Annotated in this window: 18 protein-coding genes; 12 read left to right on the top strand and 6 right to left on the bottom strand. The window is 47.4% G+C overall.

Translation table 11 applies throughout. The features are described 5' to 3' along the window. Positions 1 to 127: 127 nt before the first annotated feature. A complete protein-coding gene (locus D829_RS0121120) occupies positions 128 to 2,839 on the top strand; it encodes an S-layer homology domain-containing protein (protein ID WP_036661826.1) in 2,712 nt (903 codons plus the stop codon). Between the two features lie 613 nt (positions 2,840 to 3,452). Here D829_RS0121120 and D829_RS0121115 read toward each other — a convergent pair. Beyond that, positions 3,453 to 4,340 (bottom strand): hypothetical protein, encoded by an 888-nt coding sequence (locus D829_RS0121115; protein ID WP_017690922.1) that lies wholly within the window; start codon positions 4,338 to 4,340, stop codon positions 3,453 to 3,455. Between the two features lie 111 nt (positions 4,341 to 4,451). Here D829_RS0121115 and D829_RS0121110 point away from each other — a divergent pair, with 111 nt between their 5' ends. The 9 genes from D829_RS0121110 (at position 4,452) to D829_RS0121070 (ending at position 14,721) form a co-directional block, all read left to right on the top strand. Continuing rightward, positions 4,452 to 4,865 carry a GNAT family N-acetyltransferase gene (locus D829_RS0121110; protein ID WP_017690921.1) on the top strand — a complete coding sequence of 138 codons (414 nt, stop codon included), beginning with the start codon at positions 4,452 to 4,454 and terminating at the stop codon, positions 4,863 to 4,865. A gap of 155 nt (positions 4,866 to 5,020) precedes the next feature. Continuing rightward, positions 5,021 to 5,398 carry a hypothetical protein gene (locus tag D829_RS0121105; RefSeq protein ID WP_017690920.1) on the top strand — a complete coding sequence of 126 codons (378 nt, stop codon included), beginning with the start codon at positions 5,021 to 5,023 and terminating at the stop codon, positions 5,396 to 5,398. Beyond that, complete coding sequence (locus D829_RS0121100; RefSeq protein WP_017690919.1) at positions 5,388 to 6,659, top strand: MFS transporter; 1,272 nt, start codon at positions 5,388 to 5,390, stop codon at positions 6,657 to 6,659. Before D829_RS0121105 ends, D829_RS0121100 begins: the two co-directional genes overlap by 11 nt. A 185-nt stretch (positions 6,660 to 6,844) precedes the next feature. Continuing rightward, on the top strand, positions 6,845 to 6,982 hold the full coding sequence (locus tag D829_RS33800) for a hypothetical protein (RefSeq protein ID WP_017690918.1): 138 nt from the start codon (positions 6,845 to 6,847) through the stop codon (positions 6,980 to 6,982). A 118-nt stretch (positions 6,983 to 7,100) separates the two neighbouring features. Beyond that, positions 7,101 to 9,845 carry a lanthionine synthetase LanC family protein gene (locus D829_RS0121090; RefSeq protein ID WP_017690917.1) on the top strand — a complete coding sequence of 915 codons (2,745 nt, stop codon included), beginning with the start codon at positions 7,101 to 7,103 and terminating at the stop codon, positions 9,843 to 9,845. Then, positions 9,823 to 10,623 (top strand): hypothetical protein, encoded by an 801-nt coding sequence (locus D829_RS0121085; protein ID WP_017690916.1) that lies wholly within the window; start codon positions 9,823 to 9,825, stop codon positions 10,621 to 10,623. Before D829_RS0121090 ends, D829_RS0121085 begins: the two co-directional genes overlap by 23 nt. Next, positions 10,620 to 12,086, top strand: coding sequence for a hypothetical protein (locus D829_RS0121080; protein ID WP_017690915.1), 1,467 nt, complete (start codon positions 10,620 to 10,622; stop codon positions 12,084 to 12,086). The genes D829_RS0121085 and D829_RS0121080 overlap by 4 nt, the downstream gene beginning before the upstream one ends. Continuing rightward, positions 12,068 to 13,825: a prolyl oligopeptidase family serine peptidase gene (locus D829_RS0121075; RefSeq protein ID WP_017690914.1), complete on the top strand. Its 1,758-nt coding sequence runs from the start codon at positions 12,068 to 12,070 to the stop codon at positions 13,823 to 13,825. The genes D829_RS0121080 and D829_RS0121075 overlap by 19 nt, the downstream gene beginning before the upstream one ends. A gap of 263 nt (positions 13,826 to 14,088) precedes the next feature. Next, complete coding sequence (locus D829_RS0121070) at positions 14,089 to 14,721, top strand: NAD(P)H-binding protein (protein ID WP_017690913.1); 633 nt, start codon at positions 14,089 to 14,091, stop codon at positions 14,719 to 14,721. A gap of 663 nt (positions 14,722 to 15,384) precedes the next feature. On the opposite strand, the gene D829_RS0121065 is transcribed toward D829_RS0121070, so the two are convergent. The 4 genes from D829_RS0121065 to D829_RS0121050 all read right to left on the bottom strand — a co-directional run bounded on the left by D829_RS0121065 (position 15,385) and on the right by D829_RS0121050 (position 21,049). Then, on the bottom strand, positions 15,385 to 17,037 hold the full coding sequence (locus D829_RS0121065; RefSeq protein ID WP_017690912.1) for a methyl-accepting chemotaxis protein: 1,653 nt from the start codon (positions 17,035 to 17,037) through the stop codon (positions 15,385 to 15,387). Between the two features lie 26 nt (positions 17,038 to 17,063). After that, on the bottom strand, positions 17,064 to 18,071 hold the full coding sequence (locus D829_RS0121060; protein ID WP_017690911.1) for a BMP family ABC transporter substrate-binding protein: 1,008 nt from the start codon (positions 18,069 to 18,071) through the stop codon (positions 17,064 to 17,066). Between the two features lie 343 nt (positions 18,072 to 18,414). After that, positions 18,415 to 20,025, bottom strand: a complete 1,611-nt coding sequence (locus D829_RS0121055) for a gamma-glutamyltransferase family protein (RefSeq protein ID WP_026081321.1) — start codon at positions 20,023 to 20,025, stop codon at positions 18,415 to 18,417. A 124-nt stretch (positions 20,026 to 20,149) separates the two neighbouring features. Beyond that, on the bottom strand, positions 20,150 to 21,049 hold the full coding sequence (locus tag D829_RS0121050) for a glucose 1-dehydrogenase (protein WP_017690909.1): 900 nt from the start codon (positions 21,047 to 21,049) through the stop codon (positions 20,150 to 20,152). A 155-nt stretch (positions 21,050 to 21,204) separates the two neighbouring features. On the opposite strand from D829_RS0121050, the gene fosB reads away from it, so the two are divergent. Together fosB and D829_RS0121040 are read left to right on the top strand one after the other, a co-directional pair. Beyond that, positions 21,205 to 21,624, top strand: coding sequence for a metallothiol transferase FosB (gene fosB, locus D829_RS0121045; RefSeq protein WP_017690908.1), 420 nt, complete (start codon positions 21,205 to 21,207; stop codon positions 21,622 to 21,624). A gap of 135 nt (positions 21,625 to 21,759) precedes the next feature. Continuing rightward, on the top strand, positions 21,760 to 21,963 hold the full coding sequence (locus tag D829_RS0121040; RefSeq protein WP_017690907.1) for a hypothetical protein: 204 nt from the start codon (positions 21,760 to 21,762) through the stop codon (positions 21,961 to 21,963). A 128-nt stretch (positions 21,964 to 22,091) separates the two neighbouring features. On the opposite strand, the gene D829_RS0121035 is transcribed toward D829_RS0121040, so the two are convergent. Beyond that, positions 22,092 to 23,342 (bottom strand): helix-turn-helix transcriptional regulator, encoded by a 1,251-nt coding sequence (locus tag D829_RS0121035; protein ID WP_017690906.1) that lies wholly within the window; start codon positions 23,340 to 23,342, stop codon positions 22,092 to 22,094. Positions 23,343 to 23,488: the final 146 nt, after the last annotated feature.

Here is a 23,488-nt window from a genome sequence, read left to right as displayed (position 1 = left end):
TGTGAAACGCTCCCTAATGCTACAGTAACGTCAGATCAGACATCTGTATAGAGTCTTTCTTACTCATTTGCAGATGCAGAAGCAAAAAAAAAAAATTTACCATAATGGGAGCGTGTATTTGCAAGCCATGAGAAAACTACTTAAAAAGTCACTGGCATTACTTCTAATGTTGTCTATGGTAGGTCCGACATTTGCAGAGAAGAGTTTTGCAGCCGATCAGAAGATTCAGTTCTCTGATATTAAGGGACACTGGGCGGAAGCAAATATTCAAGCATGGGGTGATGAAGGATTAATTCGAGGCTACCTGGATCGTTCATTTAAACCGAACACGTATATTACCAGAGCAGAATTTATGAATTTGGTAAACGGTGCCTTTGGATATTCCGGACAAGCTAAAATTACCTTTAACGATGTGTCTGAGAGTGCATGGTATTACGAAGCAATTTCTATTGCAAATGCGAATGGATATATAGAAGGATACACCGATGGCACAATGAAGCCGCAAGATCCGATCACCCGTCAAGAAGCAGCTAAAGTGATCGCTGGCATTTTGAATCTGGAGTTAAATGAAACAGCAGCGAATGTATTTAGCGATTCATCGTCTATTGCGGCGTGGAGCAAGGGAGCTGTAGGTGGAGCGGCAGCAGCGAAAATTATCTCCGGATATGCAGATGGAAGCTTCAAACCGCTTCATTCCATTACTCGTGCCGAAGCGGTGTCTGCGCTCGTTAAGGCTGTGGAAACAGATGCTACTACAGCTGCCAAACCAGCTAAGCCAAAAGGAACGGCAACCGTACTGAATGTTAATCCCCCGTCAGATGAAGCTCGGTTGTCCGCCGTGAAGCACGGAGCCAATGCCGGAGACGACACCTTGAAAAATATTGCGGAAACCAATCCGTTTATTGATATTTTGGACGGTTTTGATCAAGTATGGTCCATGAACCAAGCGGATTGGAGAGATGGAACAGCGGCAACTAAAATTGGAGCTGACGGAAAGAATGCAAAGTATGGAGATGGACCGTCCCCTTATTATGACGGATTTAAAAACGATCCAACCGTAGCTGTCGCTGATCAGAAAACATATGCAAATGAAGAGATCCGGAACAAAGCGACTTGGGAAGCCAATATCAAATATGTAGAAAAGGTCACGCAAAATCGCACGGATGAAGAGACATTGGCAGCCTATTATGATGACCAAAGAGATAAGATCTATAGCGTGATGGAGGGCTTTGGTCCGTTGGCTAACACGTATGTAGATATCATCAAGCCACAGACAAACGTTGAACGAACGGTGGACGAGATGAATGTGGTATTGACCGAAGAAACAGTGGAAGATGAAAGCCAAGGCATTGGAGATTGGGAAGCAAAGACGGAACTTGCAGACTTGGTTCATTTAGTTGATCTGGTTCGATTCAAAATTCCTGCCTCATCTAATCCCTCTAAATATTTCTACTCTTCCCCTAGACCGTGGAGAATGAATTCCAATGGAGAAGTGAAAGAAGTTGTTGACAGCAAAGGACTGCCTGTATGGGAAACCTTGGGCGAAGGTGAGAAAAAAGAAGTACCTTTGGCTTCAGGCGGCACCAAATCAACAGGAGAAAAACATTACCAGCAATACGAAACCAACGTTAAGCTTATTCCTGCGTTAACTTATGTCAAACGAATCGCTGAGGATGGAAGAGGAAAAGATGGCGGATTTCCGAGCGGACATACCAGTGCAGCTTACTTATCCGTATTTCCTTTGGCATACGCTACACCAGAACGATTCACTGAATTGTTAACGAGAGCAGCTCAGTTGGGCGAGAATCGAATCGTAACGGGGATGCACTCACCGCTTGATGTTATAGGAGGAAGAATACAATCCACAGCCATGGCTGCATATGCACTTAATAAGGCTGAGAACAAAGATGTGTTAGATAAAGGTTATGAGAATGCAGGAAAAGTATTTGGAGCTGCAGCCAAGGAAAACAATATGAGTCTGTATGAGTATGCACACACCGTAACCGAAGATTACACGTTCAAGAGTGCTTACGATGAACACAAATGGGAAGATCATGATGCCAATAAAGCCTTCTATAGAGAAAAGATGACTTACGGTCTACCACAAACAGGAACCAAAGGTTTGGCTCCAGTTGTACCGCAAGGAGCAGAGGCCCTGTTAGAAACACGTCAACCGTATTTAACAGATGAGCAACGCAGACAAGTATTGTATACAACATCCATTGACTCTGGATATCCTGTACTGGATGAATCCAAGGGCTGGGGTAGAATTGATCTGGTCACGGCTGCGGATGGCTACGGCGCATTCTTGAACAATGTAACTGTGGATATGGACGCTTCCAAAGGGCGCTTCAATGCAGAAGATTGGTGGAGAAATGATATCACCGGTAGTGGAATGCTCACGAAAAAGGGAACAGGAACCCTTACACTGACAGGGAAAAATAGCTACACTGGCGGAACATTGCTGCAAGCAGGAACGCTGGTAGCTGAATCTGCAACTGCTTTTGGTACAGGTGATCTGTATGTAGAAAATGGAACAGTTGTCGTTGATGTCAACGGAGCACTCAACTTAAATAGAAACTTTACCATGGATAAGGGTACGCTGGAATTGGTTGTGGCTGACAACAACAGTCAGCTGAATGTTGGCAGAAAGTTCTATATTGATGGAGGAAGTCTCAAACTCGACTTGTCCAACCATAAGATTGAAGGTTCCAAAGATATTACGTTAATCACGGCTAATGGAATTACAGGTGAATTCGACAGTGTAACGGCAGATGGTTATGACGTGACTGTCACGTACGAAAAGGGCCGCGTCATTGCACATGTTGTAGCCAAATAAGTGAAGTAATTATCCATGATATAAAGTGAACTAAAGAATGTTATACATGCGACTTCGAAGACAGAATAACTTTCCGATCATTCTTCGCAAGACAAAATTAGTAATATAGAAAAGGGCTGAAGCTACAATGTAGTTTCAGCCCTTTTTGCGTACAGACTTGAAGAATTTAGAGGTTGTCCGCTCGCTCGTGCTTGGAACAGAGCATGAGCAGGGATTGAGCGCTAACGAATCTGAGGCGTCGTATTCAAGGATTTGAAGCACCCGCAGAAATCTAAAGAATCTGAGACACGTTATATCGGAATGTACGGCGTTTTAGAGCGTTTTTATCGAGCGATTTTGGGAAATAACGTGTCTGAGGTTCTTTACAATTTTGAAAGAGGACGTAGAGGTAATATAAGACGTCCTGTGTTCCTTAGAAAATCGACTGGCTACTCAATAGGATCAACCAGACGGGAGCTCGATAATTTTGGGACACTGACATCCATCATCGTATAGCATGCCGAGTAAGGAGACACGACCTGATCTGTGAAAATCCAGCGGAGGGAGGGCCGAGTCTCGTATCATCGAGGTGGGTATCTAAGTTTAATCATATGGAAGCGGCTGGATGCGTAGGTTATTCGTCGGTGTTGTTACCAGAGGTACGACGTGTATTCCCTTCCAGTTCCGTAGAGACTTGCTTCGTTGGTTCCAGATCCGTATGTCCTGCGTAGGGGCGATCACTTCGAGAGCGCGTCCCAGTCAACCCGAAACCCGAAGTGAATATAATCAGCTGTAGTCCCAGTGTATAGGGTGCAGCAACAGGTCCAATCAGATGGAGCAAGGAGCATAGAGCGATCAGCAAGGAGAGCATTTTGGTTACTGTACTTGACCTATCCCGTCGTGGGCTGGCCCAGAGCAGGTAACCATATATTATGGTGATCATCAGGGAAATTGCGCGAATCCATGGCAAGATGCTGTCCCATGAGTCTACATGGACGTCCAACATCCGCTGACGAAATATCAGATCTGTAACTAGAAACCCTGTGGCTGCTAGTGCCAATGGTTCGGCTGCGGGCCGAAGGATGGTCCATACCGCAGTGCCCCAATGATCTGCATGAGTCTCCTGGCTGAGTTCATCCGATAATACGGTGCATTCTCGTTCCAGTGCTCTGTGCATCAGTCCGATTCTGGCAGGATCATGTTCCTTAATACAGTCACGGATCTGGTCCTGTAGCTGAGGGGATAGATAAGATGCAGCTTTGCAGGCTAACATTGCTGTTATCAGATCGTCATGTTCGTGTTCCGATCGTTCATAATTCCGATTTTCCTGGATGGTAAGTTGTCCCAAGAGGGCTGTACTTATGTATAATGTATCTCGTATCCTTCTCATTCGCCTTTCGTGGCTGCGGCGAACTTCAGTGGCAGACCATATGTATATCCCCAGAAGCAAAGCCATGACTCCAAACAGCACAGCCACAGCGCCTGGGCGCGATGTTAGATCTTCAATCCAACGTTGAAACACACTTGTTCCTCCTTTGCACCAACTTCAAGTATCAAGAAAAACGCTTCACGTAAGCTTTCTCTCACTATTACACAGGAAGTAGATGAATTCAAGCAGAAAGGGGCACAATTTATGGATCATGTGAGTATTGAACACACACCACCCGCAGCAGTGGAGTATCTTGCCTTACGGGAGGTTTCGGGTCTTAGCCCGATGAGCAGGGAAGGGGCGGAGATTGGATTACCTAATAGCCTGTTTGCCGTATGTCTGCGTGAAGAGGATATGCTGATAGGCATGGGGCGAGTGATTGGAGATGGAGGTTGTTTCTTTCAGGTCGTCGATATTGCTGTACACCCGGATGTTCAGGGAATGGGGTATGGAAAACTGATCATGAGCGAGATTATGAATTATCTGCGTGAAGCAGTACCTGCCCGTGGTTTGGTCAGTCTGCTGGCGGATGTTCCGGCTGATCAACTTTATGCTCAATTTGGATTTGAATACACCAGCCCAAAATCGGAGGGCATGTGGTGGAGGCAGGGAGAGTAGTGAACTAGTTAAATAACATATTCGGCGAACCTTTGGATATCCAAAGGTTTTTTGCTTTACAACCATTTATTTACAGGTATAATGTAAATTAAAACCAATTTACAATTTACAAATTACGATATACGCATACACTCGTGAGAATGGAGGAAATGAATATGTACAATGACCAGAAAGCTCAGTTTAACCAGATGGTGGAACGATCTGTGGAGCAGGCGAACAAAAACCTTTCGGGAGCCAAGGGAGTTGTTTCCGTTCGATTAAGTCAGGAAGAGATTGATATCATTGATCAGCTAGTATTTCTTGAATTAGCCAAAAACCGTTCTGATGCGACTGCAATGTTGATTAGGGAAGGCATCCGAACCCATCAGACCTTATTGAACGAGATACGCGAGTATACGGCTGAACTGGAACGGGTAAAAGCCAAGATACAACAGACGATTCGAGATTCAGGTTTGGTTACGCGTCTGCATCATGTTAATGATGGTGAATCTGTTACGTACGAGGGAGAGGTGCGTGAAAAAGATGAAAAATGAAATCCGCGGCGACAGCTATCGAGCGGTTTTGCGCCTTCCTTCTTTTGTTGTGCTTCTTGTTGGTAGATTGATTTCTGGCGCAGGTCAGATTTTATTTTCTATGGCGACGATGTGGTACATTCTCCAATTAACGGAGTCGGCACTTGCTGCCGCACTGATTCCGATGTTGCCATACTTGATCTATGCATTTCTGGGCATTCCCCTGGCGACGATCAGTGATCGTCTTCCCAAAAAGCAACTTTTGATCTGGACAGATATATTGCGCGCAGGCGTAGCTTGCATATTGGCTCTTTTGTTCATGACAGGATCCATGCTTCCGTGGCATATATACGCAGCCAATCTGCTCATTGCAATCCTTGGTTTTTTGTTCAATCCGGCAACCCAGACAGTCATCCCCGCGATTTTGCCAGAACCTGCAAAACAATTAGCTCCAGCCCATGCACTACTGAACTCATCCTCCAAAACGATTGAATTACTTGGATACGCCATGGGGGGCATATTGATCGCGTTCATCTCCGTTCAGTCCATCCTGTTCATCTATGCAGTTACGTTTCTGCTATCCGCCATATCCATTTTCTTTATCCGCATCCCTGTAACCAAAGTAGTGAAACAAAAAGGAGTCTCTGGTTTTGTCAAAGATAGCATGCAGGGAATTACATTCCTGTTCTCCCGTAAAATTTTGGCCTGCTGCATTATCTTTGGAGCCATTATCAATTTTGCAGGTGCGCCACTGCACATTTTTACGCCGATTTTTGCCAATATGGTGCTGCAAGCCGGACCACAAGGCTACGGTCTGCTTCAGTCAGCCTTTGCCGCTGGCAGTATTGCAGGCTCTCTGCTCAGTGGCAAATATGCCAAACGACTCTCACTCGCTCACTGGTTTTTGATCAGTTACCTCATCTCAGGCACAAGCTTGCTGCTCATGCCGATGTTTCCTAACCTGTATATTGCAATTGCGTGTTCATTTTTGTTGATGATGGGACTTGCTCTTGTGAATGTACCGCTGGTGACTTCCATTCTTTTATCCACCCCGGAAGAAAAGAGAGGACGTGTCATGAACAGTATGGGTGTCTTGATGAGTGGCATTAGTAATCCGCTTGGGTTGTTACTGGGAGGGTGGTTCATTGAAACGTACAATCCTTCATGGGTGTACATGGGGATTGGTACATTTGTTATTTGTATGGGCATGGCAAGCCTATTTGTCCGACCTTTCCGTGAAGAACGGAGCAAGCGTACCCGGCAACAAACGACCTCGATGTAGTCTGGAATTTGATGTCATATTGTGCCTCTTTTTAGTCCGAGGAATCAATAATTTGACATGATCAGGCGAAATAAATGGGTTTAATGAATAATTTATGTAAAATAATTCAATTAAAAAGAAGGAATATCAAATTTTATGTAGAATTTGGTTTATAAGAGGGGGAGACAAATGGGAGGTAATATATCATGGAAAACAAGGAAATTTTATCTGTACAGGATTTGATGGCACTAGAGGTTGAAGAGGATAACAACATGTTTGAGGAAACAAGCTTGTGTACAGTGTGCAGCTGGACTAGCTCAACCACGATCGTTGTCGAGAGCTAGGAACTTCTTTATATGCTCTATTCACTGAATCATTTGAAAGATAAGTCTTTGATTTTCGCGCATTACTAAAATAATTGTACCTCCCCCTCTTATTTTATTCAAAAAGGAGTGATTCTCATTGAAATTCGCAAGCGTAACCCCCAAGAAGGACGCCTTTGAGAACGCTTTGGAACATATAATCCGGGAACTTCCCCAATCCATCCAATGGTCGAATGACGGCCATTGGATTTGTTTTAGACCGGAAGAATTAAGGCTTCCCGCACAAGGCTGGAAAATCCATTTATCGGTTATCCCTGTGGAAGGAGCTGAATTGCTGCGACGCATTGCACCAGTGCTAACAGAAAATGATGTGCAATGGAAAGTAGTGAGCAGCGGGCTGAAACTGATTGAAACATCTAACGGTTCCATACCTCTCCCTCAGACGGGGAAATGTGTCACCATCTACGCACGAGACGAAGAGCAATTCTTGAAGTTACTTGAGCTAATGCATTCATGTACAAGCGATCTGAAAGGACCAGCTATCCCGACAGATTGGGCATACCTCGGTAGCCAGTGTGTATTTTATCGTTATGGTGCATTCACTGATCGTTTCTACTATGACCGGTACTCGGGTGCAAAAGTGTATGCCATCCAGAATCCAGAAGGTAAGCTGGAGGAGGATCGAAGAACACCTGGCAGGTATAAACCGGAGTGGGTGAATGAACCTGAGGAGTTACTGGGGGTTCAGGCGATGGAGAAGAATCGGGCTGATTCTCGTCATACCGATTCCAATAACAATGAGTTTGGTATACGAAATATTCGTGTGAGACGTGTACTCAAGAAGTCCGGTAAGGGGGGAGTATTTCTCATCACTGGCACATCCTATGAACAGGCTGTCATGAAAGAAGCGGTCTACCGCATGCGTGTAGACGGTGGTGGGCGGTCTGCTCATAACTATCTGGATAATGAATATCGCGTGCTTGATCTGATGAAGGATACGGGGGTTACCCCAAGGCCGCTTGATCTGTTTAGTACTGAAAATAACCGCTATCTGATCCTGGAGTATTTTGAAAGCATCAGCTTGCGTGAATATATCCATCGCAGACATGTAGCCGCAGATTACAACCGGGCGGATATGCATCGGATGGGTATACATATTATCGATATGGTGCAGCAATGTCACGATAAAGGAATTGTGATCAATGATCTGACGCCCAACAATATTGTTGTGCTGACGGACGGAAGTGTACGCCTGATTGATCTTGAACTGGCTTATGTCAGAAGTGATGAGGGTCAGGCCGATCCATTGACCGGTCATACTCCGGGCTATGTGCCACGGGGACGTGAGCACAGCAGGCGATCCAGTTATGCGGATGATCTGTATGCACTGGGAGGTGTCTTCTATTACATGGCTTCATCCATCGACCCCTATCTGAAATACCAGCAATCCCATCTGGAAGCTGCACAGGCTTATCTGGATCATCAGAGTAATACACAGCTTCGTGGCTTGGGGAGTCTGGGCATCGAGATCATGTCAGGCGGACATGTGGAGTTATCAGAAATTCGTGAAACACTGGTTGCATTGCTGGAACAACAAGAGGTCAATTCAGGAGGAAGCAGGGATGTAATAGAGAAGGATGAATGCAATATGGAGCCAGAAGAAGTACTCCGTCAGGCCGAGCGTATGGTAAACACACTGTATACTTCTCTTGATTTTAATAGCCCCTTGCAACTGTTCCCGGAAAACAGCATGAGCAAGATGTTTCATGCGGCGAATTTCAACTTTGGCTGGACAGGGATGATCTTTGGTTTTAATCAGCTTGGTCAGATTACACAAAACAGACAATACCATCAATATGCACGTGAAGTATTGGAATGGATTTTGACGAATCACCCTTACGTTCCAGATGAGACACCTGTAGCATTATACTTTGGATATGGCGCTGTTCCCTGGGCAATGGCAGAGACGGCTGAACGAATAAATGATCCATCGTTGCTTCGACGTGCAGAGGATCTGGCATTGGAAATCACCCGGCATGAGCCAGTACAGACCAATATTAGTCATGGAGCGGCGGGGTTGGGATTGATGCTGCTTGAAATATACCGTATTGGCGGCCGCCCTGAACTTCTGGCAAGAGCAGAAGAACTGGGTGTTTATATTTTGGAACAAGAAGAGCAGACAGATGAATCATTGAGTTTGTGGAAAGTGAAAGATAAATCGGACAAAAAAGGCCACCACTCCCTTGGGTTCTCTCATGGCATCGCAGGTATAGGATATTATCTGCTTGCCTTGGCGGAGCGTACAGGAAAGGAAGCGAACTATTCTGCTGTGAAGCGAATTGTAGATACACTCGATCGTACGAGTCATGGAGGACAGAATGGCGTGAGCCTGTGGCCTGCATCCCCCGAAAAACCGGATACACTCTGGGTACATTGGTGTAATGGATCGGCGGGTATTGGTCGATTTTTGATGGCAGCGGCTGATATTTTGCAAGATCCCCTCTGTACCAGACTTGGACTTCAAGCAGCGGATGCAGTGGCACAGGCAACGGTATTTGCTTCTTTTGGGCAGTGTCACGGAATTGCAGGCAATGGAGATTTTCTACTCTTGGCTAACCGCAAGTTCCCAGGTAGATATGAAGCTAAACTAGCGGAGTATACACAGAGCTTGTATGTATTGCGAAGTGATTCACAGGAAGACATGTGGATGTGGCCTCTGGAGGACATGGAGTCCTTCTCCCCGGATTATATGACCGGTTATATGGGGATCTATACATTCCTGCTACGCCGGTTTTATCCGTCTGTTGCATCCGAACCACTGGTTTATTCAGGTTTCGATTATAACAGGGAGGGAAAAGCGTATGATGCTAACATCCATATCTGATATCCTGCCGCAATGCCAGCACGAATCGGGGAAGGCGGGTGATCGCTATTATGCAGTTGAACCTGGAAACGACGAAAACCTATCTTCGTTCATGGTAATTGATCAGGGTGAAGGGCAGTATACTTTGGATTTATGGAGTGAAGCACATTCCAATCCTTATTGGGAAGATCGGATGTCATCCGTTTTGGATAAAATCACATGGTCCTCTCTATATGCAACTGCTCCTGCCTCATTTCCGTGGGAGAAGCTTGGATACCGGGCGGACGTTCTTGCCCATCGGTATCGATTTTTCGGCAAGTTGAAGGACGTTCCGGTGCCGGCTATGCCACATGAAGACGCGGTTTGGATGTCTTCGGAGGGGCAGGAGGATTCCCTTGCACACTTGCTCCAGGCCAGTGATCCTACCTGTCCAGGTTGGGAAGCTGCTCGTCAAGCTATCGGGGATATTTATCAGGGGGTATATGGCAAGTTGCTGAAAGGTTCCGGGCTTGTGGAACTGGAGGGAAGTAAGATTGGGGGCTGCTTGTTAAGCGATGAGTTTGGGAGTGTACTCCTTGCTCATATATTCACAATACCAGAAGCGAAACGTCAAGGATGGGCCCGATGGCTTGCTGCATATGGTCTCCATCGGTGCAGTTCAGACCCGGATCAGCGGATTAAAGCTGCACTTGATGCAAACAACCGGGGTAGTTATCAATTGATGACGGCGCTGAATTTACAACAGGTGCCTGAACTTATACACGTATGCCGAATCACGAAAGAGAGTGAACTTTCATGATGCCTGTCTCACTGGAAAGTACGGATTATCATGATCTGAGAAGTAAATGGTTTCGTGTGAGTCATGAACCTGGATTGTTTGTCGTTGAAGGAACATCCGATGCGGTGAAGCATGAAATTCACAAACTGAGAACGCATTGGCAGGATAAGGTTATACAAATCGTGGTTGGTGATCCGTATGCTACTCTCCCGCTGATCTATCAACTAAATCCATTTCAGCCAATAGATGATCTTGTGGCATGTAAAAATGCGTTATTGAGATTCCAAAGATCAGGGTGGACGCCTGGTAATCGGAAATGGGTTCTGGTTGAAGTATCTTCCTACCTTCACCCTGCGGATCTGGGAGCCATCCACTATATCCTGTATCGACAGAAGCTAAGGGGAGTAAGTGTAGTGCTTTTTTTTCATCGATATCCAACCATGGCTAGTAATCCTGAGGACATACCCAAACTTCCGGTATCCCTTGTCAGGGATACACCTGATCAGACCCGACGTTTGTTGGAAGAACATCTACAAATGGTAAACAAGGATAAAGGGAAGGAAAAAGAGGCAGCATTGGCGCTTTACAATAGGCTGGCCTGGGTTTTGTTATCCAAATCGGCTGATTCGGCCCGCTACAGGTCCTGTTTTCATTTTTTCGACCATAATTCGTTATTTCAACGTTTGTCGGCAACACAACAGGCAGTACTCTGGTTTGAGTTGGGTCAGCTGTTGACCAAAAACGGGAAGCATTATGCTGAAGCACGACACTGTTATTCGAAAGCTCGTGAAATCATTGCCCAAGAAGAGCTAACTGAAACGTATCGTATTGGGAAATGGGCTGCACTTGATAATGGTGAAGCATTAATTGAGATGCAGGAGGGCAATGTAGAACGCGCAATTACGTTGGAGCAACAGGCGGGTCAGCGTATACGCCAGCTTCCTGATGGACCGGATAAGCGAGTTTTTCAGATTCAGACACTACTAAACATTGCGGGCTTGCAGCTCCGGGCAGGTCACTATGCAGAGGCAGATAGGACGTTGCTGGCTGCGGAGAAGTTATGTGTTGATGCGTATGTAGATTGGCTGGGGCATGTACTGCAATTAAAAATGGTACTGCATCAACAGCTTGGTGAGCAGGAGCAGGAATATGAACTATTGATTCAATTGTTACGCATGAAGACAAACACTATCCATTCCAAGCTGCTTGGTCGTGCCGTGGAAATCGCTGGCGCGCTGATTACTCAAGGATCAGAGGAACGGGCATCCCGGGTGTACCGTCTATTGATGATGGGGCTGCCGGTTGCCAGTCTGCCGCAGATCAGATTGATTCGGGAAACATTAGGCAGACTGGGGACCGTTACGCCCCTAGATGCATACACGCAGGACCAGTATATTGATAAACTGGAATCGCAGTTGGAGGGATGGGAGCAGTTAAAACACTGGAATGAGAGGAGGAAATCCGGTTGGGCTATCCATTCTTGACACGAATGAGTGTTAATAAGGAACGAACGAGTATGCTCTTGGGCTATGATGACAATACATGTGAATGGTGCAGTCTTGATGATACAGGCCGGATTGATAGTCGGCAGAGCCTTTCTGAACATGGGACAGAGTCAGAGCAGCATACGCAGCATATTCAGTTTATAGGCAGTAACCAGGTTCTGGTGATTACACAGGACAAGGTGGGGAAATGGCTTCATCTATACGAGGATGAGGAGCAAGCAAGGCTGATTCAGACCCTGTTTGTGAAGTTTCCATTTCCTGTGATGCAGGCCGCTTGGCAAGAGGGGCAATTAATTCTGCTATTTTCCATTAGACATCGTTCAGGAGCTGTCCGTATAGGTCTTTACGATCCCGAGAAGGATGAGGCGCGATGGGTTACTCCTGATCTGGACAACCCGCAATTTGTATTCTGGTCTGCATCAACACGAGAGGTTGGTGTAAACGTTGGTGGATTCGGAAGAGTGTATTCATATTCCGAAGATATCCTTCCATCATCCGAAATACCCTACACGGAGTACGCCTACCCTGTGATGGATAAGAAGGGGGATCTGATAGCCGTTTCTATTCCTGTGGAAGATGGCTTCCAGCCTGGATGGATCAGGCAGGGAGAGGATCGGGTGCATGAATGTTCAACAGAAAGCCAACCTTTTTCTGAACTGATTAGAATGCAACTCGATCCACATCAACAGCTAGTCCTCTGCGAAGGGATAACCTGCGGCAGGTGGCAATATGTTCAATATACATTGGACAGAGAGAAGAGGTATGAGCTGTATGATTATCCGGGAATCTTGACACAGGCTGTCCTGAGCAGGGACAAGCAGGGATTGATCGGAAAATATGAATCTATCATATGTCCTCCGGTGCCGGGGATATACCGGTTTTCGGAACAAACGCGTACGATTACCCGTTTCCCGGTTGAGCGAGATGAGAGGATTGGCAACCATCCTGACAAGGAACCCGGTGTAATCTATGGATGGGTTCGTTATGGACATGAAAAGATTCCGTACATGGACATGCACCCAGAGGGCGCAGAACAGGTGGTCATCTATCTTCATGGCGGGCCTCATAATTGCCTGTTTGACAGCTTTAGTCCGGTCATCAGCGGATTATATCAGGCAGGAGTGCGGGTTATCGGGCTGAACTATCCCGGCAGTTCGGGGTTCGGTACAGATTACAGGATACGCATTCAGAACGACTGGGGCGGCGTAGATGCAGATGTCATCCAGTTCATACGGGAGCAGATGTTATCTTCCTATTCACACGTATCTCTCTATGGGGTGAGCTATGGGGCTTATCTTGCATTGCTGGTAGCAGGTAAAAGTCCGGCGTTATGGAGTACTGTGGTTGCCTGTGCACCGTTTACGGATCTGGAAGGACTGTACGCAGGCGGAGGAGCGAAGCTGAAATCATTCTTGGAAACTGAAATCGGTGAGCTTTTGCATGATCAATCTGCCCTGCGGGATAGAAGCCCAATAGCTTATGTATCCGGACTCAGTGAGGTGGATATTCAACTCATTCACGGTCAGGCTGATCAACTGTGTCCCGTAGAACAGACGGAGAGGTTGTATCTGAACATCATGGAAAACAAGCAAATGTCTGGAGCTGTAGGCAGGATTGAGCTTCATATTGTACAGGATATGGCGCATGAGGCTTATTCGGAGCGAATCTGGGCGCAGAAGGCTGTTGATTTTCTAACCTACAGTAGAGTATCCACGTAAGATAAATACGTGATGTTGAAGCCGCAAATGCGGCTTTTTTGGCGATATTTAAGGTAATGATATGGAAAGGAAAAGCGGTGGGGGAAGTGTTGTCCGTGGTCTGGTGCATAGTTGGAGAGGTTAAGCGAATGAACATTAACGTTTACAAGATGTCACATCCGGTTTAAGATGGCGTGAGCCGTTTAAGGTATATAACAATAGGATTAAGTATTAAAATAACGGTAAGTTGACAAGATGATATCTACAGAAAAGAGGGAATTCATATGAAAGTAGCCATTTTTGGAGCAACCGGAGCGATTGGCAAGATGATACTGTGGGAGCTGATGGATCGTGGGCATGAAGTGACAGCGGTGGTGCGTGACCCTTCGAAGGTTGAGATGGTTCATGAGCGTTTGCGTGTAGAACAGGGAGATCTGCTTAACCCGGATCAGGTGGCTGATTTTGCAGCGGGTCAAGAAGTGGTTGTGAGTGCATATGGACCGAAGTTCGGTGGAGAAGAAGAGATGCTGGAAGTGACACGTTCGTTGATCGAGGGTGTGCGCCGGGCAAAAGCAGGACGTCTGGTTGTAGTTGGTGGAGCGGGAAGCTTGCTAACCGATTCCGGGGATATGCTGATGGATACGCCGGGATTCCCGGAAGAAGTCAAACCACTGGCAAAAGCACATGCTGAAGCATATGACCTGATTGAAGCATCGGGTATTCACTGGACCTACATGAGCCCTGCTGCGACAATCACAACAGGACGTCGCACAGGCCAGTTCCGGGTTGGCATGAACCGTGTGATTACGGATGATATCGGGGAAAGCTCGATTTCGGTTGGCGATTTTGCAGCGGCTTTGGTGGACGAACTGGACGATCCGCAGTTTATCCAATCACGGTTTACGGTCGGTTATTAAGCGTAGCAGGGATTGGGAAGGTTGAACCGACATCATCGACGCACTGTGAGGATGGGGCAGTGGAGGAAGCTCGCGATTTTGGCTACTGACCATGACTAATCATCGTCAAACTACAAGTGATTCAACAAACCAGCGCACCAAAAGTAGATGAGTGCACGTTGCTCATTGTCCATTGTTCTATGAACAGTACTCAATGCCCAATGCCTAACGAACCTGATACACCTTATGCCACGGTTTACATCGAGGAGCAAAAGCTAACGAACCTCATCCACGTTATTTCTATGTTTTTTAGATAAAACACCTGAAAAACCGGACTAAATTAGGGAATAGAGTGCCTGGGATTCGTTAGATTTTATAATCTGCAATTAGTGGCCCGATAAGGTTTGCACGGTTCGTTAAACGTTTGGATCTGAAACGCTGATGCCTTGTTATCAACTTTCATGTCTGGTTACCGACTTGCGCGTGTCTTGGGAACAATGGTTAGATGGAACAACGATTAGTTACTGAAAAGGGGAGCCCTGTCATGATTCATGACGGAGGCTCCCCTTTATTTGTTTGTATGTTCACGCTACCTGATCGCCTATATCCAACCTATAATCTGCCTATAATCTGCATCTAAACGACATCCGAATTACGTCCGGGCCGAATTCTCCGGCATCCTGCTTACAGCCGGAATCGCAGCAGTTCCTGATGCATCTCTGCGCTGATATCACGCAATGACTTCACCTTGATACTTGCATCAGCGAAGGAACGTTGTTGTTCCGACGTGGAGGCGGTGATCTCTTCACTGCTGGCAGCCGACTGCTCGGTGATGGCACTGATATTTTCGATGGCCTGTTGCACCTGTGTACTGAGTTCATTGGATTGTTGCATGTCATCAGCAAGCTGATGGATGCCGGTACTAATGCGCTCCACACTATCACGAATAGCAGAGAAGGATTCGCGAGTCTGGCCAGTGGCTTGTTCCTGTTCGCCGAATAACTGCATGCTTTGTGCTACAGAGTTCTTCACCTTGTCCATAGAGGTTGTGATCTCGCCCACAGCCGCATAGATATGTTTGACCGATTGTGCAGATTGTTCGGCGAGTTTATTCACCTCGCCCGCTACAACAGCGAAGCCACGTCCGGCTTCTCCAGCGCGAGCAGCCTCTATGGAGGCATTTAACGAGAGCATGGTCGTTTGTTTGGCAATCTCCGATACATATGCAGTCATCGTAGTGATTCGAACCGCGCTTTCTTCCAGTTCCCGCACCGTTTGTTCCACCTCGGACATCGCCAGACGATTCACTTCGGCCAGGCGGAGTTGCTCCGCTACAGCCTTATGGCCTTCCTCAACGGTAGTTAATACTTCACGACCATCGATCACCGATTGGGAAGTGGCCTCCAGATTGCTATTGAAGGTAGACTGCATTTTGTCCACAACCATCACCGTTTCACTCAGATCCTCCGCAATCTTTTGACTGCCAATCGATAGTTCCTCCGTGGTACGGGATACTTGCTGCACAATCGCTTGGGCCGTATCATTGCCGCGGTCAATGTCTTGCGCCATCAGATCGACACGATGACCCGCTTCACCAATGGATTGAATAATGCCGCGGATATTATGAATCATGATACCGAAGGAGCGACTCAGGTCATCGAGTTCATCTTTGCCCCGAGATTCCGGTAATTGTCCGGTCAGGTCACCGTCTGCAATTTGTCCTGCGGCGTCTTTCAGCGTACGAATACGTCGGGCGATCTGCCGTGAAGTATACATATTAAACAGCATCACGGCGACGAGCAATACGATGGCTCCTACCAGAGCGGTTTGCCACGTTTGCTGAATGTCATGTTCCAAATCGACGGTATATTGATCATAACGATCCCGAGTCATCTCATCTAACGAATAGATATCATTCTGTATGCCCCGAACCCGAGTGCTGTAACGTTTCGCTTCCGCACTGTTCATCGCGCTCATCGCTTCGGTGGCTCCCTGGTTGAGAGCTTGTAATTTTGTCTCGATGGACTGAATAAGTTGTAACTGCTGATCTGTTTCGAGCAATCCGTCCGTAAGCTCCTGAATCATCGTTTGGCCTTCAGCCAGCAAGCGAAGCACGGCGTCCTGGTTTCCTGCTGTCATGGAGAACGAATAGACATCCAGCGCCTGCTGGGTCTGAATCTGATTGGCGTTCAGTTCACTCACCTTGAGCATGGCTGGTACCAGATTTTGATTTTTGGCATTCATGTTGAGCAATTGCATGATAATATAAGCGACTAGCACAAGGCATAGAAGTAGTGAAATTAGAGCATTAAGTATCAGTTTTCCCTGTAGTTTCATGTGCGTACCTCCTCGTATCCGATGGGTTATTGATCAAGCGTAATTTTGATTTGACCGGAAGAGATCTTTGCCTTCAGATCTTCGAAGGTTTGCTGTTGTTCATCACTGAGCGTGATATTATGTAGAGCAGTCAGACCCACGGCGTTCTCCGCCAGCCCCTCCATGATTTCTTTTTGAGGGAAGGTATGATTGTTTTGAATAAACGTGTTAACGGCATTATAGATAGAGACATCTACATTTTTCAGCATGGACGTCAGAATGGCTTTTTCCGCCAAAAAGAATTGATCGGTATCTACACCGATGGCGTATTTCCCTAATTTCTGAATCTCCGTCAGTGCGCCCACGCCTGTGAGACCGGCAGCCACATAGATCACGTCAGCCCCCTTTTCCTGAATCATCTGTGCAGCCAGTTGTTCACCCAGATCGGCATTACCAAAGTCCCCTGCGTAGACGGCATCAACGGTTGCATCCGGCTTGACAGCCAGAACACCTTGCTTAAAACCTTGCTCGAAATTACGAAGGACCGGTATCTCTATTCCACCAAGGAAGCCAACATGATCTTCCGTTGAAGCCATAGCGGCAATAACACCTGCCAGATAACTTCCTTCTTCCGCCCGGAATGAAAAGGAGGCAATGTTAGGCAGTTCGGACTGACTGTCAATCATGAGGAACTGCTGGTCAGGATATTTGGCTGCAACTTTCTCCATATCCGCTTGGACAGCATCACTCAGGCCGATAATCAGATCAAATTTGGCTTCCGCAAACTCTTCAAATGCAGCTTCGGCATTGTCACCCGGTTCACGATAGTCAAAGACAATGCTTTTCTCATTTCTGGCCTGAACCAGTCCATCAAAAGCAGCATCATTAAAAGAACGGTCACCCAGACCCACTTCCGTAAGCACGATCCCAACCTTTGTTCTTGTGTCTGTTGCCGTTGTTGTATTGTTGGCTGAACATGCCCCCAGGATCAGTACCGTCAGGATCATCATTATGGTGAGACCTAGACCTGCGCGTCTGTTCTTGTTTGTTTTCATGTGTTGGCACCCTCATTTCTGTAGTCGCATTTTTCTGTTTTGCATGGTTCCTTAGCTCCAGGGAATGACGTGTATATGATGACACGTATGGTGAGGATTTCCCTTTATCTATATCGGTCAGAAAGGCACTGTGATTTATGGTATGTAGTGAAAATTTACGAAAAAATAAATATTTTTCATGAATTACACATTATTTTTACATTTCTCTGGTTAAAAGGGTACATAAATATCTACAATATGTTGTTTACTGATGTTAGAAGTCGGAAAAAGGCACAAGAGAGATGACATGAATCATCTCTCTTGTGCCATAGAATAGAGTCCTATTATAAAAATTACGCGAGTTTTACCAAGCCGCAATCGAGCCGTCGGCTCGGGTTTCCGTACCCCCGCATAATACGCCATTGTCCGGGTTGCGCCAGATGATCTGACCGCGTCCAAACTGGGATGGATCGAGTGCCACTTGAATATCATGTCCTTTGCGGGCGAGTGCCTGAGCGATATGCTGCGGGAAACCCGGTTCCACGAGAATGGTTTTGTCCTTCGTCCATTGCCAGCGCGGAGAATCCAAGGCGGCCTGTGGGTTCAGGTGATAATCGACCGTATTCATGACCACCTGCACATGACCTTGCGGCTGCATGAAACCACCCATGACACCGAATGGCCCGACCGCTTCGCTGCCGCGGGTGAGGAACCCTGGAATGATCGTGTGATACGTCCGTTTGCCCGGCTCCAGGGCATTTGCATGATTCGGGTCCAGTGAGAAATTATGTCCGCGGTTTTGCAGAGCAATGCCTGTCCCCGGAACAACCAATCCAGACCCGAAGCCCATATAGTTACTCTGGATAAAGGAAACCATGTTGCCTTCACCATCCGCTGTAGCCAGATAAACCGTTCCACTTGCTCGTGGATCGCCTGCCTCAGGTGCACGTGCGGTATCACCAATGAGTTTGCGCCGTTCTGCCGCGTAGGGCTCGGACAGCAGTTCCTCTACGGTCACGCCCATTTTGCGTTCTTCGGTAATATTTCTCTCCCCATCGGCAAATGCCAGCTTCATGGCTTCGAGCTGCTGATGATACGCCTGAACAGATTCTTTCTCTTCAAATTCATATCCTTTCAGCAGATTAAGCGCCGCCAGAGCAATCAGTCCTTGTCCATTCGGCGGGATCTCCCATACATCGTAACCACGATAGGAGACGGAGATGGGATCAACCCACTCCGGCTGGAAAGCCTTCAGATCTTCGTGAGTCAGATAACCACCGTGCTCTGCCATAAAGGAATGAATGTGTTCCGCCAGTTCTCCTTCGTAAAAGTCTCGCGCTTCGCTCTCGCCAATCTGGCGCAAAGTCGCCGCGTGATCCGGCGAGCGCCACATCTCTCCAGCTGCGGGAACACGCCCGCCTGGAGCAAATGTCTCAAACCACGCACGCCCTGCCTTCGCATCACCCTGGCGTGCATAGATCTCGGCTGCCCTTGCCCAGTGGCGGGCCAGCCCAGGCGCAAGCGGGTAACCTTCCTCCGCATAGCGGATGGCCGGTTCCAGCGCTTCCGCCAGCGTGAGCCGCCCGAAACGGCGGCTCAGCTCAGCCCACCCCGCCGGTGCGCCAGGTACCGTCACCGGAACAACCCCAAGCTTCGGCATCTCCGTATAGCCTGCCGCTTGAAGCGCCTCAATGGATATGCCCTGAGGCGCAGGGCCGCTGGCATTCAGGCCATGCAGTTTGCCCTCGGTCCAGACGAGGGCAAAAGCATCGCCTCCAATGCCATTGGACGTAGGCTCCAGCACCGTGAGTGCTGCCGCAGTTGCAATGGCGGCATCAATGGCGTTGCCGCCTTTTTTCAAAACATCCAGACCGGCTTGTGCAGCCAGCGGCTGAGATGTGGCGACCATGCCTTGTTTCGCATACACGGGCACACGGTAAGAGGGATACGGTTGGTAGAGTGGATCGAAGTTCATCAGGTTGTTCAGCTCCTTGTCGCTAGATGTCAGGTTCCGGTATAACCGGATCATACTCCTAACCCTCTTCGCAACTGGACAACCGATATCCTGCCACACCTGCCAAATCCAACCTGACATCAGCCTAAGTCGTTACCATATCGCCGCCATTTACATGAATACATTCACCTGTGACGTAGGATGAATCGCGGGAAGCGAGATAAACGTAGGCTGCCGCCAGTTCGTAAGGCTGACCAGCTCGACCCATGGGCGTATCTGTTCCAAATACCTGTACATCCTCAGCGGAGAAACTGGCAGGGATGAGCGGTGTCCAGATGGGTCCCGGGGCGACGGAATTCACACGGATTCCCTGTGCAGCGAGCGATTGGGAGAGTACACGAGTCAGCGATACGACGGCTCCTTTGGTAGAAGAGTAGTCGATCAGTTGGATGTTGCCTTTATAAGCTGTAATGGAAGCTGTATTGATAATGGAGGCACCTTTGCATAGATGCGGCAGCGCGGCCTGGATCAGAAAGAAATAGGCGAACACATTTGTCTGAAAGGTGTGATACAGCTGTTCTTCTGTAATATCAACGATGCTTGGCTGCACATACTGTACGCCATGATTGTTGACCAGAACATCGATCTTCCCGTAGGTTTCCATGGTTGTGCGAATGACGGCTTCGCAGTTTTTCTTTAAGCGGAGGTCAATCTCGATTAACAGACAGCGCTGTCCCAGTTCTTCGATCCGTTCACGAGTCCTTTCGGCATCTGTCCGTTCATATAGATAAGCGATGACGATATCCGCACCTTCCTTGGCAAAAGCGATGGCTGCTGCCCGGCCGATTCCGCTATCACCACCCGTAATAATGGCAACTTTGCCTTGGAGTTTGCAGCTGCCGATATAGGCAGGATCTTCACTGATTGGTTCAGGCACCATCAGGGTTTCCAGACCCGGTTGCTGGTCCTGATGCTGGGGTGGGAATGCGAGCTTTTGCTCCTTGCACACCGTTTTCTCACCATAAAAAGGATAGACAGGGTTCATATGCTAAACATCCTCCTCGAGCGTTCATTGATACGGATAAACTATGCATTCGCCCAGAAGAAGGTTCGAGGGGAGGCAGTAGATCGGTTGTTTTTTGCGCAAAATATACCATAATAAGGATAGGTCCTCAAATCAATGGAGGTGTCAGGAGCCACATGAATATTCAAGGAATCAATCATTTGTGCTTTTCCGTATCCAATCTGGAGCGTGCCATTACCTTTTATGAGCAGGCTCTCGGTGCCCGAATTCAGGTGAAAGGACGCAAACTGGCTTATTTTGAGCTTGCCGGTCTGTGGATTGCCCTGAATCAGGAGGATGTTATTCGCAACTATACGGAACGAACCTATACCCATATTGCATTTACCGTTACAGAAGAGGAGTTCGATGCGTCTGTGCAGCAGCTGCGAGCAGCTGGGGCGGACATTCTTCCCGGAAGGCCAAGAGATCCGCGGGATGCAGCATCTGTATATTTTACCGATCCGGATGGTCATCTGTTCGAACTGCATACAGGTACGATGAAGCAAAGGCTTGATTATTATCGCGAAGACAAAGCTCATATGACCTTTTATCCGTGAAATGGTTGTGCAAGTGGAGGTAAATGGGGATTAACGTGTTTAAAGTCATTGCGATTATCCGTAAAATACGTCTTAGGTTGCCAGGAATCGATGGTGGATTATGCTGCCCAATTATAAACATGAGGAGAGATGAGCATGGAGAGTAAAGGAAGCAAATTCGTTACAACGGCAAGTGAACTCTGCATGGTTACTATCATGCTTCTACCTTTTATTGCAGGACAGCTTCATGTTTCGGAGGCATATGCAGGATCGGCTAAGTTTAGTGGTCAGCAGGGACAAAAACATGCCGTATCTACGGAAACGCTGCTTGATCTGAATGATCCTGTTCCTACTCGATGAGCGGTTTAAGATGATCCTATGCCTTGTCACCATGTATTCCCGGAATTAAGGCCTCTGTTGAAGAGACCCTGAACTCCATCATTTTGTTTTCCCGTGTCCTCAGTTGTTAGATGAAGAACGCATCCGCTTTATTTGATCAATGACTTATAGTCGTCGTAGTTCATTTTACGATCCTGAAGGCTTAGCAGAAGAAGTTGTTGGCTGATGTCAGCCTCGCGGTTTGCAGAGATGCGTTTAAGCAGATCGTGACTCATTCTTAGAAAATAATAACCTTCATTGCTGTTGTTTTTCTCATGAAATACAATACCAAGCAAGCGATACAGTTTGGCACGAAGCATCCCTTCATCTTGCTGATCCAGCAGTTGAAGGGCTTCTTTGATGATGGCCTCTGCCTGTTCTGGCTCGCGTTGCTCCAGATAAATTTTACTGATTTCCTCCAATATGGAAGCCTTCTTATGGGGAAGATTGCGTTTATCGTAAATTCGTGCGCATTCATCCAGCAAGGGGAGGGCTTCTTTTTTTTGCCCCATATGAAGCTGGATCACGGCGAGGTTGTGAAGTGCCAGAACGTAGGATTCGCTGCTCGCCTGTTTATAGGCCTGTACGGATCTCTTGGTCCAGTCATAACTTAACAGCATGTGTCCGTCCTGTTCGGACATATAATAGGCTTTGCCCAAACCCAGCGTAATCTCGCCATACAGTTCCGGTTGTCCGGCCATCTGGGCTTCCTTCTCCGCTTTGAGATAGTAGTTCAACCCCTCATTCACATTGCCCAGCCTTAAATGGGTTGTGCCAAGAAAGGTCAGCGAATGGATGTGTTCTTCCTGTAGATGTTTGAGTCTGCTGCTGTACGTATACGCCTGTTCGTAATGTTTACGGGCAGCATGAAACAGCTCTGCATGAAAAGCCGCTCTCCCCATTTCAAGATAATATTCAACAATACGTTCCCTGTCACCCGTTCGAATGACCGTAAATGCTGCAGTTTCCCCTTCATCCAAGGCTTGTCGATAATCCCCAAGTCTGTTGTGACTTCGCAAAATGAGCAGGTAGGCTTCAGACTGAGCCGATGTATCCTCCGTCAATGTCAGCACTTTATGGGCTATGCGGATACAGGCAGAATCATTCTGCTCGGCATAATAGGCTTTGGCCTTGTCCAATACAGCTTCACCAATATCCGTATCTGTCGATGCACTTCCTCCCAAAAAAAACTCCATGGGTGTATTGAGCCTTCTGGCAATGATTTTCAACATACGCTGCGATGGAACGGCCCTGCCTTTTTCGATAAGGCTGATGTAAGAACGCGTCATATCCTCACCTGCCAGTTGTTTCTGAGACAGTCCAAGCTGCTCCCGGATTTGCCGGATTTTGAGTCCGAGCATGATCGTTCACCGTCCCTTGATATAGTTTGATTGGAATGGAGATCTGATTGGTATGTTGGGTCTATCGAACGTGCAGAAGCAGGGGTAAGGAGAGTGAGAGGTTCATTTACCTCCATTTACAGTTTAAATCCAATTTGGGAGATTAT

Source organism: Paenibacillus sp. PAMC 26794 (assembly GCF_000316035.1).
GTDB lineage: Bacteria > Bacillota > Bacilli > Paenibacillales > Paenibacillaceae > Paenibacillus.
The sequence above is the reverse complement of the archived record's forward strand: the minus strand, read 5'-3'. Positions and strand labels throughout refer to the sequence as shown.